The sequence below is a fragment of the Novosphingobium sp. 18050 genome (assembly GCF_902706195.1).
Taxonomy (GTDB): Bacteria; Pseudomonadota; Alphaproteobacteria; order Sphingomonadales; family Sphingomonadaceae; genus Novosphingobium.
This window is the reverse complement of the sequence record NZ_CACSJO010000006.1, coordinates 130,419-146,304: the sequence shown is the minus strand read 5'-3', so window position 1 is coordinate 146,304 and position 15,886 is coordinate 130,419. Positions and strand designations below refer to the sequence as shown.

Sequence of the window (15,886 nt, the reverse complement as noted above, 5' to 3'; positions counted from 1 at the left end):
CCGTCGATCGAAAGGCTTTCATGACTGCTCCCGGCATTCCATCGTTCACGCAGCCCGGCATCAACCGGCAGATGCTGCTTGCCCGGCGTCCGAACGGCCATCCGCTGCCGGGCGACCTCGCGCTGACCGAGCAGCGCCGCCCGGACATCGCGCCGGGGAAGTTTCTCGTGCGCAACCTCTACCTCTCCGCCGATCCGGTGCAGCGCGGCTGGGCGGCGGTGCAGCCGCTGGGCACGGTTATGCGCGCCCTCGCCGTGGGGGTAGTGGTGGAAAGCGCCGCGCCGGACTTTGCGCCCGGTGATCTCGTGTTCGGTATCTTCGGCTGGCAGGACTATTGCGTGCCTGCACCTGAGGACATTCTCAGCCATGTCCGTGCCCCCCGCGCTCCGGCTTCGGCTTATGCGGGAGTGCTGGGGATGCCGGGAGTGACGGCGTGGCTGGCGCTGCGAACGATCGCGCAGCCCACTGCGGGGCAACGCGTGCTGGTCTCGACTGCGGCGGGTTCGGTGGGCTCCGTGGCGGGGCAGTTGATCGCCCATGCCGGAGCGGTGCCGGTGGGTTTGACGGGAAGCGCGGAGAAAGTCGAGCGGTGCCTGTCGCGCTTCGGCTATGCGGCCTGTGCCAATTACAAGGCAGACGATCTGGGCCTGTTCCTTGAGCGCGAAGGGGGCCCGGGCTTCGATACTTATTTCGACAATACCGGCGGCTGGATACTCGACACCGCGATCCGGCATATGGCGCGCTATGGGCGGATCATCCAATGCGGAACCGCTGCCACTCCCAGTTGGAACCCGGCGCCTTCGGGCCTTCGAAACGAACGCGAAGTGTTGATGCGCGCGCTGACCTGGACCGGCTTCGTCATCTTCGACCACCGCGCAATTTTCAGCGAAGCTGTCGAGGCCCTGACTGAAGTGATGCTCTCCAAGGGCCTCGACCATGACGAGGATATCGACAGCGGTTTCGGCAAAGTTTCGGAATCGCTGGACGAAATTTTTGCCGGGCGGCACGAGGGCAAGAAGCTGGTCTTCATCGGCTGAGGATGCGGCCCCAGGCATCCTCGTCGCGAGAGAAGGCCTGTCAGACCAGTTCGCGCAAGGCCTCGGGCGAATAGGGCGTGATCGCCTCTGCCCGCGCATCGCGAACTTTGAGCGCCCATTCGGGATCGGAGATCAGCGCGCGGCCGACCGCGATCAGGTCGAATTCGTCCGCTTCCATGCGCTCCAGCAGTTCGCTCACCCCTTCCACAAGGGTCGGCTCACTGGAAGCGAATGTATCGAGCAGGTCGCGTGATAGCCCGACCGAGCCGACCGAGATCGCCGGCTTTCCGGTCAGTTTGCGCGCCCAACCGGCCAGATTGAGGGCTGATCCTGAAAAGGCCGGTTCGCGAAAGCGTCGCTGCGAGGCGTGGAAGATGTCTACTCCGGCCTCTGCGAGCGGGTGGAGCAGTTCAGCCAGTTCCTCCGGTGTCTCGGCCAGCCGGGCTGAATAGTCCTGCAACTTCCACTGCGAAAAGCGGAAAATGATCGGGAAGTCCGGTCCCACCCGCTCTCGGCAGGCCTTGACGAGTTCGACGCCGAACCGTGCTCGGTCGGCAAGGTCTGGGCCGCCCCACCGGTCTTCGCGCAGGTTAGTCTTGCCCCAGAAGAACTGGTCGACCGCATAGCCGTGCGCGCCGTGGATTTCGACGGCGTCGAAGCCGATGGCGCGGGCGGCCTCGGCAGCCCGGGCATAGGCATCGATCACTGCCAGGATTTCCTCTTCGGTCGATCCGGTGCCGATCCGCTCACCTGGCGTCACCACGCCCGAGGGGCTGAACTTGACGGTAAGGTCCTCCTCCACCTTGTCGTAAAGATGTTCCAGTTCGGGTTTGCGGGTCATGCCGACGTGCCACAATTGCGGTGCGATCCGTCCGCCCACGGCGTGGACGGCCTTCACGACGCCGCACCAGCCCTCCAGCGCATCCTCACCGAAGAGGCGCGGCACGTTGGCGTCGTTGCTGGCAGCTGCGTGGTCGATCCACACGCCTTCGGTCAGGATCAGGCCGACCCCTGCTGCCGCGCGCCGGACATAATATTGCGCGACATCGGTCCCGGGGACACCTCCGGGCGAGAAGGCGCGCGTCATCGGTGCCATGACGATCCGTGAAGCCAGCGTAAGACTGCCTTGATGGAACGGGCGAAAAAGCGTGTCGGTGCTCGCGGTCATGAGGAAATACGTACCATAGCGAACTGTCCTGCTGATTTTCCGGTGTTTTCGGCAACTAAACGGGGCGCACGGTTCGATGGCTGCGCCCCGTTTCGCATGGCTTGTATTATCCGCCGAACTTGTAGGCGACCTGAATCAGGATCTCCCGCCCGCGCGATACGGTAGCGAAGCGATCGGCCAGCACCCCGGTGTCGGTGCCTGTTCCGCTGCCGGTGAAAGGTACATCGGGCGAGGCGAAGAAGATGAACTTGTTCGTCAGGTTCCGGCCGATCAGCGAGACGGTCCAGGTATCGTCCTCGGCGCCGAACCGGGCGGAGGCATCGAAGAGCGTATAGGACGGCTGGCGGCTGTTAGGTGCATTCGAGGCATCGGTAAGGTAGCTGGACGAGCGGGTGAAGTTGCCCGAGACGCCCAGTTTCAGCGTATCGGAAACCGGCGTGTCGTAAGCAAGGCCGCCCTGGATGTTCAACTTGGGCGAGCGGGGCACGACCGCCCCCGCCAGTTGCTGCGATCCACCCACGCAGCCTTGCGAGATGGTCTGTCCGTTGTAGCACGGTGCGCCGGGGAAGTCCTTATAGCGCGCCTTGTTGTATGCGGCGGCGCCGTTGATGGTCAGTCCGTGGAGGGGCGTGCGCCATGTGAAGTCCGCCTCTACGCCCTGAACCTTGGCCTTGGCGGCGTTTCGGATCGAACTCGTGGCATTGGTGAAGTTGACCACCTGCAGATCGTCGATGTTGTAGGTATATGCCGCCGCGTTGAGCAGCAGATCGCCGATCCTGGCCTTCACTCCGCCCTCGAAACCTTCGATCACCTGCGGTTTGTAGCTGAGGTCGATGTTCGGCGCGAAGAGATTGACCGAACTGGAATTGAAGCTGCCCGACAGGAAGCCGTGCTTGTAGCTGGCGAACATCGTCAGGTCGCCGGTAGGGCGATAGGTGATCGTGGCCTCGGGCGAAAAGTCGTCCCAATTGTCGTGGTCCTTGAGCAGCGAGGCGCCGCCCGCGTTCGGCGTGGTGGTCAGGATCGTCGAATCGTCGAGGATGGTGGTATAGGGACCGCCCGGTTCGGTGATGCCGCCGCCATCGCGCACGTCGGTGAGGCGCTTCTTCTCGTAGGAATAACGCACGCCGCCCGACAGTTCGATCTCAGGGGTGATGTTCCAGGTGCCCTGGATGAAGGCGGAATAGGCGTTACCCCGCATCGAGAACATGTAGTGGTTCACCAGCGCGGGCGTATCCGGGCCTCCGAAACCGGGCGCGAGCAGGTCGAACTGGCCGCCGTAGAGGAAAGTCATCGACCCTGTTCGGGATTTGACGTCGCTGAAGTAGAGGCCGCCGGTAAAGTTCAGGCTGCCGGAGAACTCGGTGGTGAAGTTCAACTCCTGCGAAAACTCCCGGTTGCGCAGCACGTTGCAGCTTGGCAGCAGCACTGCGAAGCTGCCTTCGTAGTTCTGGCACTGGTCGAGCTTGATGTTGTATAGCCCGGTCGAGGAAGTGACCGTGATCGTGTCCACAGGGTGGAAGTTCATCACCAGGCTGGACAGAATCTGGTCCTGATCGGTGAAGTTACGGCCATCGTCGCGGAACAGGTCGATTGTTGCCGGGATCGTCCCCAGCACCGGGCCATAGCCTGCGTTGACGTTGCGGTCGCCCGGTTTGCACTGGCTGTTGTCACCCACGCCGCCCGGCAGGAATGAGAACTGGCGCGCGCCAAGCGGGCAACTGATGAACTCTGACGCTGCCGCCGGACCGTTGCCCTTGGCTTTGCCGTAGTTGAACTTGAAGCGTGCGTCGAAGTTGGTTCCCGGATCGAACTTCAGCGTCGCCCGCACGCCATAATTCTGCGTGTCGGGGTTGCGGGTGCCGTTGAAGTAGATGGAATCGCGCGGCGTCTGGTCCTTCAGGTAGCCTTCCATCGTCGAATACTGTCCCGCAAGACGGAAGCCGAGGCTTTCGGTCAGCGGAGCCGACACGAAGGCTTCGGCGCGCATTTCCCTCGCGTTGAATTCGTAGCCCAGCTTGGCACCAGCCTCGAAGTGTTCCCCCGGATCGTTGGTGCGGATGACGACGATGCCGGCCATGCTGTTCTTGCCGTAAAAGAGCGCCTGCGGCCCCTTCAGCACTTCGACCTGCTCGACGTCGAAATCGGTCATGCGCCGTATGGTCGCCTTGGCAATCTGGACACCGTCGATGGTGAAGGACACTGCCTGATCGCCGAAGGGGTTGGAATCAGGCCCCGCAATGCCGCGGATGGAGATATTGCCGCCCTGAACAGCGCCGCCTTGCGGGCCGATCATCAACTGGGGAACGATCCGGGCTATGCCGTCAAGATTGACGACGCCGCGCGATTCAAGCGCCTCAGCCGATACCGCCGTGACAACCACGGGCACCGAAAGCAGTGTCTCTGAACGTCTACGCGCAGTGACTACGATCGCGCCTTCGTCCACGGATGGCGCGGTGGCCTGGCCGGCTCCTGCCGGGTCAGGCGCGTCCTGCGCCTGCGCGGCGACCGGTTGAACACATGTTAGCGAACTGATACCGGCAAGAAGCTGCCAGGTAGAATGCTTTCCTTTGGTCATCCGAACCCTCCCTCTCTTGTAATTTCTTGTTTGGAAGGGATGTCGAAATGGTTCTGCTGATGTCGACTGACGCCCAGTCTGAACGATAATGTAATAATATTAGCAGGTTATGTGATAAGTCGCATGTTGGGCGTTATCGGCAACTGCGTTGGTACATCCTCGACTCTCCCACGGCCTGTCCCGACCATTGCATCCAAATAAGTTCGCTTGCATATCATTCGCAAGCAAATTAAATTTTGAGAATGCGATTTTCGCTGGGGTGTAGCGGATATGCGGCGGCATCGGCCGCAGCGTCGGGTACTGCGCACTTGGCCAAGCGCACCCGATCTCGTTCCGATCGTCGGGCGGACGAGCGGCTCAAACTGGAAGGGCTTTGGTCAGATTGAGATTCTGCCGGCGCGTAACCCGTTCCTTATGGAAAAAAGCCCTTGCTCCTTAGAAAGAGATAGGTCGCAAGCGCGGTGCCCGCTGCAACGACACCGGCGGCAATCGTCCCTCCGGGGCCTGTGAAGGGCAGACCTCCGGTATTCATGCCGAATAGCCCTGTCACGAGCGTAGCCGGCAGCATCAGCGCGGTCATGAGCGATAGCACGTAAAGGTTCTGGTTGGTCCGCTGGTTGGACTGCAAATCCAGTTCATCGCGCAGCAGGCGCAGTTGTCCCTGCACCCCGAGAGCGTCCGCATCGAGGCCCTGTAGTCGCTGGGATAGCTTTTCCACCGTCGATTGCAGCGGTTCGGGCAAGTCATCGTCCTGCTCCAGGCGGCGAAAGACGCGCTGCGCGCCATCGAGCATCCGGTGAATCTGGGCAAGGCGGCGGCGGATGTCGAGGAGATTGCGGCTCGTCGGCGGGTGGTGGCCGTCGAGGAAGGCGTCCTCGGCCTCCTGCACGTCGGCGGAGAGGCGGCGGATCACGATGTCGATGTTCTGGCTCAGGCTGCCGATCAACACGTCCAGTGCGCTGGCGGGGCCATCGACCCGCGCGCCGTCGCGGATGCGCTGGCTGACGATATCGGCGGATCCCAGCGGATGGCGCCGTGCGGTGACGATCAGGTCAGATAATATCGCCACGCGCAGCGCGCCGATGCGGGCTGTGTCGCGCACATCGAAGTCACGCTCGAAATCGTGGAGGATGCAGCACACCGCGCCGCCATCTACCAGCGCGCGCTGGTGCGAGTCTGGAGAGAGCAGGAGTTCGCGCGCGCCGGAGGGCAGGGATGCTGCCTGCTCGATCCAGACGCGCGTGCCGTGGTCGGCGAGGTTGAAGTGCAGCCAGCGGAACCTGCCGTCCCGATCGTCATCGCAAGATGCCACGTCGTGCGCGCCGTCCGGTGCGAAGTCCAGCCCCCAGACGAGGCCGGGACCGGCGCCGAAAATGGCACCGGTCCCGTGACCGTTTTCCGAGGACGAAGGGATCTGCCGTTCGCTCGTATTCTCCTCCCGAGCGGTCAGAGGAGCATCGAGAACAGGGCGTAGAGCCCGCCGGCCAGCAGGATCGACACCGGCAGAGTCAGCACCCAGGCCATGAGCATGTTGCGCACCGTACTCATCTGCAGGCCCGAGCCGTTGGCAGCCATCGTACCCGCCACGCCCGAGGACAGAACGTGGGTGGTCGACACCGGCAGGCCGAGGTGGTCGGCGGCGAAGATCGTGCCCATGGCCACCAGTTCGGCCGAAGCGCCCTGCGCGTAAGTAAGGTGCGACTTGCCGATCTTTTCGCCCACCGTGACGACGATCCGTTTCCAGCCCACCATGGTGCCAAGACCGAGCGCGAAGGCGACCGCGACTTTAACCCAGGTCGGGATGAAGCGGGTGCCGGCGTCGAGCGACTTTTTGAATCCGTTGATCGCCTCGACCTGGCCTTCGTTGAGGTTCGCGGCCTTGTCCTTTGCGAGGCGCTTGATGCCTTCCGAGGCGAGGTACATGTCGTTGCGGACGTTCTCGCTTGCGGCGGCGGGGACCTTGGCGAGCGAGCCGTATTCGTCGACCTGGCGGTCGATGTCCTTGATCAGCGCTGCCAGTGCCGGGGCGGTGGAAGGCTGGTGGGTCTTGTCGGCGATGTAGCTGGTCACGGCGATGCGCGCCGCAGCAGGCTGCAAGGCGGGGTTGCTGGTAGGGGTTCCGCCGAGGGCGGCATAGGCAGCGTCGGCGCCGACGTGGAATTCCTGCGTGTAGCTGGCGGGAACCGCACGGTTGAGCGCATAGGCGGTTGGCACGGTGCCGATCAGGATGAGCATGATTAGACCCATGCCCTTCTGTCCGTCGTTCGATCCATGCGCGAAGCTGACGCCGGTGCAGGTGAAGATCAGCAGGGCGCGGATCCATAACGGCGGCGGCACGCCGTCCTTGGGTTCCTGATACAGATCCTTGTTGCGGATCAGTACCTTCATGGCGAGGAACAGCAGGGCTGCCACGCCGAAGCCGACCAGCGGGGAGACAAGCAGGGCCTGGCCGATTTCGCTGGCCTTGCTCCAGTCAACTCCCGCAGTGCCGCTCTTGCCGTGCATCATGGCGTTGGCGACGCCGACACCGATGATCGAGCCGATCAGCGTATGTGAACTGGACGAGGGAATGCCCAGCCACCAGGTGGCGAGGTTCCACATGATCGCGGCGATCAGCAGGGCGAATACCATTGCGAAGCCGGCGCTGGAGCCGACCTGCAGGATCAGTTCCACCGGCAGCAGCGAAACGATGCCAAAGGCAACCGCGCCGCTGGACAGCAGTACTCCCACAAAGTTGAAGAAGCCGGACCAGACTACCGCGACATTCGCGGGCATGGCGTTGGTGTAGATCACCGTCGCCACGGCATTCGCGGTATCGTGGAAGCCATTCACGAATTCGAAGCCCAGCGCGATGAGCAGGGCGATGAACAGTAGGGCGAAGGGCAGGAAGGCCATCGCCGATACGCCGGCTGCGTTGGCGTCCACGTAAACGCTGTAGGCGACGTAAGCGATGGCGGCGAGGATAGCTGCGCCAAAGCCCAACTGGCCGGCAAGGCCCAGCCCGCCTTCCAGGTTAGGGCGTCCATATTTGCTGACCGCAGCGCTGGCATTCATGGAACTGTTTCCCTCAAATGTATCGGTTCCATAATTAAACCTTCCACGTGACAGCGATGTGGCACAACCTGTTGGCGGGAATTAGGAACCGGAAAATGGCCATACTTTGCAGCGGGGTCATAGCGGCACTGCAGGCTGCTTTTGCCAGATCTGCTGGTCTGTGGATCGACTGGCCGCGCCTCATTGAGGCGCCCGAATTTCTCTGATCGCCGTCTTGCTTTGCCCGCAGATTTGCATTTTATTTTTATGTTACTAGTCGATTGTGAGAGGAAAAATATAGTTTTACGCCATGTATTTGGGTGTTTTAGTAATTGTATAAATTAATATTTATTTCTATAATTTTACTTATAGTTAGCGAATATCGAATTATATTATCTATTGACAATTTGAATTGTAAAGAAACATATTTCATTTATATTTCACATAATTATCATAAAATGAAATATTTGTTGTTGAAATGCAACGCATAGTGTTAGTTATTCATCGGGTTATTGAATAAAGGATGACAGTCCGATGCTTGCGGGGGCAAACGCCGCCGCCTGCTTCCGGCGTTGCGGACTTCGGTCCCGCCGGAATCCGCGAAAGGAGCATCAATGACATCCGAGATGAAGCGCCTGCTGCTGGCGTCCACCCTTCTTATGGGCCTTCCCTGCGCCGCACAGGCACAGGAAGGCGATACCGCTGAGGGCGAGGCCATCGTCGTCACCGGCTCGCGCCTGACGAACGCCAACCTCGAACAGGCTGCCCCGATCATGGCGCTGAGCGAGAAAGAACTGAAGCTCACCGGCCAGGTCAACGTCGAGAATATCCTGAAGGACCTGCCGCAGATCCTTCCCGGTTCGACCGGCGCGTCCAACAACCCGGGCGACGGCGTCGCTACCGCCGATCTGCGCGGTCTTGGTTCCGCGCGCACGCTGGTCTTGGTCAACGGCCGCCGCTATGTTTCCTACGACACCAACCAGATCGTCGATCTCAACACGATCCCGACCGCGCTGATCGAGCGCGTCGACGTGGTGACCGGCGGCAAGTCCGCCGTCTACGGTTCGGATGCGGTCAGCGGCGTCATCAACTTCGTGACCAAACAGGACTTCGAAGGCATCCAGGCCAACGGTAACTACCGCATCACCGATTCCGGCGATGGCGCACAGTACTCCGGCGGCCTGCTTGTGGGTAAGAACTTCGCCGATGGCCGGGGCAACATTACGCTTTACGGCGATTACATGAAGCGCAAGTCGATCCTGCAGTCGGCGCGCAGCTACACCTCAGTGGCCCAGACCGACGACGGCGAGGGCGGCCTTTCCGCAGGCGGCTCCAGTTCGATTCCGCAGGGTGCGATCGCAGTGGGGGGCAACCGCTACAAGTTTGCGCAGGACGGCAGCTATTCGGTCTACGACGGTAGCACCGACGCCTACAACTACGCCCCGGACAATTATCTTCAGGTTCCGCAGAAGCGCGAGTTGCTGTCCGGCCAGGCGCATTTTGATGTCAGCGATCACCTGACGCTCTATGCCGAGGGACAGTACGTCCACAACCGCGTCGCCAACCAGCTGGCGCCGACCCCGCTGACGGGGACGTTCTCGCTCGACACCGATTCCTCGTTTCTCAGCGCCGGCAGCCAGTCGCTGCTTTCCGGCTTCGACACCGATGGCGATGGATATACCTCGGCTTCCGTGTACCGCCGCCTGAGCGAAGTGGGCGCGCGCATCTCCAACGTGGACAGCAAGGCCTATCGCGCCGTGCTGGGAGCGCGGGGGACCATCGACGGTGACTGGAGCTACGACATCTACGGCAGCTTCTCGCGCACCAAGCGCGTCGAGCGCCAGTACGGCAATGTTTCGGCCAGCGCTGTGCAGCAGGCCCTGCTTACGACTTACGACAGTTCCGGCAACCTCGTCTGTTCGGACACCAGCAACGGCTGCGTCCCGCTGAACATCTTCGGCGCGGGCAACATCAGCCAGGCCGCGGCAGACTTCATCTCTATCGACACGATGAACCGCTCCACGATCACCGAGAAGGTCGTCAGCGCCGCGATCACCAACGACAGCCTGTTCGACCTCGGTGCCGGTTATGCCGGTCTCGCGATCGGCGCGGAATATCGCAGCGAGCACGGCTCGTTCAACCCGGACGCAGCCCTGGCATCGGGCGACGTGATCGGCTTCAACGCTTCGGAGCCTACCTCGGGCGGCTACAACGTCAAGGAACTGTTCGCCGAGATCAACGTGCCGCTGATCGCCGACCGCCCCTTCATCGAGCGGCTCGATTTCAACGGTGCGGCGCGGTATTCGTATTACTCGACGGCGGCAAAGTCGGTCGGCACCTTCTCGGCTGGTCTGGTCTGGGCGCCCATCAAGGACATCAGCCTGCGCGGGCAGTTCTCGCGTGCGGTGCGTGCGCCTACCGTCAACGACCTCTACAGCGGCAGCGCCCAGAACTTCGAAGTCGCGTCCGACCCATGCGCCGTGACCGGCGCTGGCGAGAACGCTACCCTCGTGGCAGCCTGCGTCGCGTCCGGTGTTCCGGCGAACTATGTCGGCACACCGTACAATGGCAGCGACACGCAGATCGACAGCTACAACGGCGGCAACCGCAACCTGCGCGAAGAGACTGCGAACACCTATACGTTCGGTGCCATCCTGCAGCCGCGGGCGATTCCGGGCCTGTCGTTCACGGTCGATTACTACCACATCAAGATCGACAATTTCATCACCGCAGCAGGTACCGCAAACATCATCAACGCCTGCTTCGGCGGCTACGACACCAGCTACTGCTCGTTGTTGCCGCGTGATGCGAACAGCTACACGATCACCGGTGCGATCGACAATCTGACCAACTCCGGCGGCGTGAAGACCGACGGCATCGACTTCGATGCGCAGTACACCGTTCCGCTGGCCTTCGGCACGCACAACGAGAGCAAGCTGAACCTGCGCGTTTCGGGCACCCGCCTGCTGGGCTGGGCCTTCAAGCCGATCGCTGCGCTGTCCGACCTTTCGGTCAACTGCACGGGCAGCTTCGGGCTGCTGTGCGGCAACGTCTATGCCAAGTGGCGCCTCAACAGCCGCGTGACCTGGGCAACCGAGGGCACTACGCTCTCGCTCGCCTGGCGGCACCTCTCGTCGGTGAAGGACGACGATGCCTCGACCGTTTACACCGTCGAGAAGATCAAGGCCTACGACTACTTCGACCTGACCGCGAGCTTCGACATCGCCAAGCGGTTCACCTGGAACGTCGGCATGAACAACATGTTCAACCGCAAGCCGCCGATCCTGGGTGACAACCAGGAACAGGCCAATACCTACCCGTCGACGTATGACGTCTATGGGCGCACTTTCTTCACCGGACTGACGGTGAACTTCTGAGGAAACTGGGCCGGGGAGCGAAATTACCGCTCCCCGGCCTTTTCATTTGTCCGTTGTCAGACCAGTTCGGCCAGAGTCGAAGCGTCGAAGCCCTTGAGGTCGGCGCCATTGCCCGCACGAACCTTGGCGGTCCACTGCGGATCGCTGATGAGGGCGCGGCCAACTGCGATGAGATCGAATTCGTCGCGCTCCATACGTTCGATCAGGCCGTCGAGACCGGTCGAGGTGGAGCTTTCTCCGCCGAACGCGGCCATGAAATCGCCCGACAGGCCCACCGATCCGACGCTGATCGTCGCCACGCCCGTCAACTTCTTGGCCCAGCCGGCGAAGTTCAGACCCTTGTCGCCATCAATCTCGGGGAATTCCGGCTCCCAGAAGCGGCGCTGCGAGCAGTGCAGCACGTTCACACCGGCATCAACCAGCGGTTGCAGCCAGTCAGCCATCAGTTCGGGCGTTTCGGCCAGGCGCGCCTCGTAGTCCTGCTGCTTCCACTGGCTCACCCGCAGGATGATCGGAAAGTCGGGGCCCACTGCCGCGCGGACCGCCGCGACGATCTCCGCCGCGAAGCGCGAACGCTCGCGCAGGGTGGTGCCGCCATAGCGGTCGCTGCGCAAGTTGGTGCCCGCCCAGAAGAACTGGTCGATGAGATAGCCGTGCGCCCCGTGAAGTTCGACGGTGTCGAAGCCCAGGCGCTTGGCATCGGCGGCAGCGCGCGCGAAGGCGGCAATGGTGTCGGCGATGGCCGCATCGTCCATAGCCACGCCGCGCGGGACGCCGGGCGCATCCAAGCCAGAGGGACTTTCCGCCGGCGTTTCAGGAGTCCACTCGGTCAGGAAGCTCTTGACTGCGCCAGTGTGCCAAAGCTGCGGACCCATACGCCCACCGGCACCGTGGACGGCGTCGATCACGCCTTTCCAGCCTGCCAGCGCGGCATCGCCGTGGAAGAAGGGAATACCTGCGTCGTTGCGCGAGGCAGGGCGGTCCACCACCGTGCCTTCGGAGAGGATCAGACCTACGCCGCCTTCGGCGCGGCGCCGGTAATAGTCGGCATTGGCGGCTACGGGGATGCCCTCGTCCGTGATTGAACGGGTCATCGGCGCCATGACGATGCGGTTGGGCAGTTCGAGCGAGCCGATACGAAACGGACGGAACAGGATATCGGTGGCAGAAGCGGTCATGCGGATAGTCTCCATTGAAGCGCAGGCGCACTAGGTATATCTTGGATACTTGACGTCAATGAGGCACCCTGGATCGCCCAGGTATACCGGAGGATACCACATGGCCGAATGTCAACGTTTCGTGGTCGATTGCCCGAGCCGGCTGCTGTTCGATCAGCTTGCCGACAAGTGGTCGATGATGGTGCTGGCGGTCCTCGATCCGGGGCCGATGCGGTTCAACTCGATCAAGCGCCATCTGGAAGGCGTCACCCAGAAGGCGCTCACGCAGTGCCTGCGCCGTCTGGAGCGCAACGGCCTGCTCACGCGGCGCGTCATCCCGGCATCGCCAGTCGCCGTCGAGTACGAGATTTCCCCGCTCGGCCGTTCGCTGCAGGTGCCGTTCAAGGCGCTCTACAACTGGACCGTGGTCAATCTGGACCAAGTGGAGGAAGCGCGGCAGGAGTTCGACCAGCGCTTCGCAGCCTAGGTGCTGCCGGTTTAGCTGGCGGGTTGCTGGCCCCGCTCGTCGCTCCAGCCCAGGCCGAGTGCTTTTTGCACCGCGATGTAGTCGATCGTCAGCTGTGCCCGCGCCTGCGCCACTGCAATCGCGGCGGAAAGCTGCTGGCGTTCGATATCGAGCTGGTCGATCAGGCTTGAGGTGCCCGCCGCGAAGCGCTGCCGGTTGAGACCCGCGGCGCGAGTCGCGCTCTGCTCCGCGCCGGTCAGCTGTGCCAGTTGGCGGCGGGTCGCGCCGAAGCGGGCAAGGCTGTCCTCGGCATCCTGAAGCGCGGCGAGGACCGATTGGCGGTACTGCGCCTGCGCCCCGTCGCGCTGGGCCTCGGCCTCGCGCACGGTGCTGCGGTTGCGGCCGAAATCGAGGATCGGCCAACTGAGCTGCGGCATCAGTAGCGCGGCAAGGTTGCCCGGATCGAGCACGTCGCCCGGCTCGGTGCCGCCAAGGCCGAGAATGCCGGAGAACTTGATGCCGGGCAGGGCCTGCGCTTTCTTCACACCGATGTTCGCCGTGCTGGCCGCCAAAGCGCGTTCCGCCGAGCGCACGTCGGGGCGATGCGCAATCAGCGTGGCCGGATCGCCGATCGGAACCGAGGCAGGGGGCAGGGGAACCGGCGCGCTGGTCTCGAGCATAGCGTCCAGCTCTCCCGGTGCGCGGCCGGTCAGCACCGCCAGCGCGTCCTTGTAGATCGCGATCTGTGCAGTGAGCGGGACGTTCTGCGCGTCGGTCGAGGCCAGTTCTGTCTGCAGCCGCTCCACCTGCAGCTCCGAGGCTGTGCCTGCCGCAAGGCGCTGGCGCGAGAGGTCCAGCGCGCGGCGCTGCAGTTCGCTCGACCGGGCGTTGAGGCGGGCGCGTTCCTCTACGTCGCGCAAATTGACGTAGGACTGCGCGACCTGCGCGCTCAACGACACCTGGGCGTCTGCAAGGTCGGCATACCGCTGGTCTAGCGTATCGCGCGCCGCTTCCACGCCGCGCCGCTTGCCGCCGAACAGGTCCGGCTCCCAGGATACGCTGGCGCCCACGTTGTAGAAATTGAGCGCGTTGGAGCTACCGGAAGACGAGTCTCCTTCCCCGCCCTCTGACGATCCCTCGCCGGCAAGCGCGCCGAGGCCTGTGCCGGGCAGGCGTGCGTGGACGAACATGCCCGTCACCGATGCAGTGGGGAGCAGGTTGGCGCGGCCCTGTTCCAGCTTTGCGCGCGCTTCGCGGATGCGCGCCTGCGCTGCTTCGATGTTGGGACTGCCGCTGAGGGTTTCGTCGACGAGGCGGGTGAGAGTGGCATCGCCTAGCGTCTCCCACCACCGTGCGAGGCCGGGACCGGCTGCCAGCGACGGGTCAGCCGCGCGCACGAAAGTGCCGCGTGTCGCCGCCGTGCTCGCGACGCCGGGCGGTCCAGCGTAGTCGGGACCGGAGGTGCAGGCGGCCACGCAAGTCGCGGTCAGGAGTACAAAGGCACGCCGCATCAGTGCATCCCCGCCATCGAGGCATTTCGCGGCAGCGGCCGCAGGAAGAGCACGAGCGGGATGACGCAGATCGTCACCATGCTCATCACGAAAAAGATGTCGTTGTAGGTCATGACGAGCGCCTGTCCCTGGATTTGCTGGCCGAGCAGGCGGATGCCCGCATCGGGGCTCCCGATTGCCTGCCCAAGGCCGGTGACGTAACCCTGCACGTCCGGCGAATTTGCGTTGAGCGTTTCTTCCATCCGACGCGAATGCAGCCAGACGCGGTTCTGCTGGAGGATCGATATGCCCGCCAGCGCGAAGCTGCCGCCCAGATTACGCATGGAGTTGAACAGGCCGGAGGCATCGCCTGCGTCTTCCGGGGGGACCGACTGGACCACCGCCTGGCTCAGGAACAGCATGCCCATGATCTGACCGATACCGCGCATGAGCTGGGATTCGGTGAAATCGCCGCCGGTTGAATTGAGGGTCAGCCCTGATTCCATCCAGGCCGACAATCCCATGATCCCCATGCCGAAGGCCACCGCGATGCGGATATCGACATGCTTGAGCAGCAAGGGCACGAACGGCATGAGGAGGATGCTGGGGATGCCTGAAAGCAGAACGACTTTGCCCGATTGCAGCGCATTGTAATCGGCAATGGCAGCAAGGAACTGCGGGATCGCATAGGACGTGCCGTAAAGCACTACGCCCAGTGCCATGCCCATCAGCGCCACCGATCCGAATTGCCGGTCGAGCAGAAGACTGAGCTTGATGACCGGGCGCCGCGCGGTGAATTGGCCGTAGAAGAGCAGCAGGAAGCCGAATGCGCTGGTCGCCGCCATGGCCTGGATCAGTGGGGAGGCGAACCATTCCTCGCGCGACCCTTCCTCCAAAAACACGGTGAGCCCGCCCATGCCGAGTGCAAGGCCGACGATGCCCACCCAGTCCGCCTCGCGCAGCAGGTGCAGCTTGGAGGGCTGATGCGGCAGGCCGACGACCAGGAGGGTGATGAGAATGACGGAGATCGGCACGTTGAGAAAAAAGGCGTAGTGCCAGCTCAGGTTCTCGGCCAGCCAGCCACCCACGAGAGGGCCGATCAGTGGGCCCAGGATGGCGACGACGCCGAACGCGGCGGTGCCGATGGATTGCTGGCTGCGCGGCAGGCGCTGGGCGATGATGGTCTGCGCTGTGGGGATCATTGCCCCGCCGGTGATCCCTTGCCCGACACGGCCGATGATCATGATCATCAGCGAATTGGCGAAGCCGCACAGGATCGAGAAGCCGGTGAACAGGGCGACCGCGATCAGCAGGAAAGTGCGCAGGCCCAGCAGGCGCTCCAGCCAGGCGGATAGCGGGATGATGATGATCTCGGCGACGAGGTAGGAGGTCGCCACCCAGGCGCCTTCGGTGCCGGTGGCGCCTATTTCACCCTGGATGGTGGGGAGAGCGGAGTTGACGATCGAGATGTCGAGCGTCGCCATAAGCGCGCCCAGCGTACCCGCCGCCACCGCCAGCCAGGCGCTGAGATCGGCCCGTTCGGGGCGCGGCGGATGACCGGGGAGAGCGGCGCTTGCCAC

10 protein-coding genes are annotated in these 15,886 nt (G+C 63.0%); 3 read left to right on the top strand and 7 right to left on the bottom strand.

Annotation, left to right across the window (positions count from 1 at the left end):
- The first annotated feature begins 20 nt into the window (after positions 1-20).
- Positions 21-1,037 carry an NADP-dependent oxidoreductase gene (locus GVL61_RS08685; RefSeq protein WP_159979012.1) on the top strand — a complete coding sequence of 339 codons (1,017 nt, stop codon included), beginning with the start codon at positions 21-23 and terminating at the stop codon, positions 1,035-1,037.
- 40 nt (positions 1,038-1,077) lie between these two features.
- Here the strand turns inward: GVL61_RS08685 and GVL61_RS08680 are convergent, their stop codons facing one another.
- The 4 genes from GVL61_RS08680 to GVL61_RS08665 all read right to left on the bottom strand — a co-directional run bounded on the left by GVL61_RS08680 (position 1,078) and on the right by GVL61_RS08665 (position 7,837).
- Entirely contained in the window at positions 1,078-2,205 is a 1,128-nt protein-coding gene (locus tag GVL61_RS08680) for an NADH:flavin oxidoreductase (protein WP_159979010.1), read from the bottom strand.
- A gap of 106 nt (positions 2,206-2,311) precedes the next feature.
- Positions 2,312-4,783 carry a TonB-dependent receptor gene (locus GVL61_RS08675; protein ID WP_159979008.1) on the bottom strand — a complete coding sequence of 824 codons (2,472 nt, stop codon included), beginning with the start codon at positions 4,781-4,783 and terminating at the stop codon, positions 2,312-2,314.
- Positions 4,784-5,195: 412 nt separating this feature from the next.
- Entirely contained in the window at positions 5,196-6,095 is a 900-nt protein-coding gene (locus tag GVL61_RS08670; RefSeq protein ID WP_235037587.1) for a CorA family divalent cation transporter, read from the bottom strand.
- A gap of 134 nt (positions 6,096-6,229) precedes the next feature.
- Positions 6,230-7,837: an inorganic phosphate transporter gene (locus tag GVL61_RS08665; RefSeq protein ID WP_159979006.1), complete on the bottom strand. Its 1,608-nt coding sequence runs from the start codon at positions 7,835-7,837 to the stop codon at positions 6,230-6,232.
- 593 nt (positions 7,838-8,430) lie between these two features.
- Here GVL61_RS08665 and GVL61_RS08660 point away from each other — a divergent pair.
- Positions 8,431-11,193: a TonB-dependent receptor gene (locus GVL61_RS08660; RefSeq protein ID WP_159979004.1), complete on the top strand. Its 2,763-nt coding sequence runs from the start codon at positions 8,431-8,433 to the stop codon at positions 11,191-11,193.
- A gap of 56 nt (positions 11,194-11,249) precedes the next feature.
- On the opposite strand, the gene GVL61_RS08655 is transcribed toward GVL61_RS08660, so the two are convergent.
- On the bottom strand, positions 11,250-12,371 hold the full coding sequence (locus GVL61_RS08655) for an NADH:flavin oxidoreductase (RefSeq protein WP_159979002.1): 1,122 nt from the start codon (positions 12,369-12,371) through the stop codon (positions 11,250-11,252).
- A 100-nt stretch (positions 12,372-12,471) separates the two neighbouring features.
- Between GVL61_RS08655 and GVL61_RS08650 the strand changes: the two genes are divergently transcribed.
- A complete protein-coding gene (locus GVL61_RS08650; protein ID WP_159979000.1) occupies positions 12,472-12,837 on the top strand; it encodes a helix-turn-helix domain-containing protein in 366 nt (121 codons plus the stop codon).
- A gap of 11 nt (positions 12,838-12,848) precedes the next feature.
- Here the strand turns inward: GVL61_RS08650 and GVL61_RS08645 are convergent, their stop codons facing one another.
- Positions 12,849-14,327 carry an efflux transporter outer membrane subunit gene (locus tag GVL61_RS08645; protein WP_159978998.1) on the bottom strand — a complete coding sequence of 493 codons (1,479 nt, stop codon included), beginning with the start codon at positions 14,325-14,327 and terminating at the stop codon, positions 12,849-12,851.
- Positions 14,327-15,886, bottom strand: a complete 1,560-nt coding sequence (locus tag GVL61_RS08640) for an MDR family MFS transporter (RefSeq protein ID WP_159978996.1) — start codon at positions 15,884-15,886, stop codon at positions 14,327-14,329. Before GVL61_RS08640 ends, GVL61_RS08645 begins: the two co-directional genes overlap by 1 nt.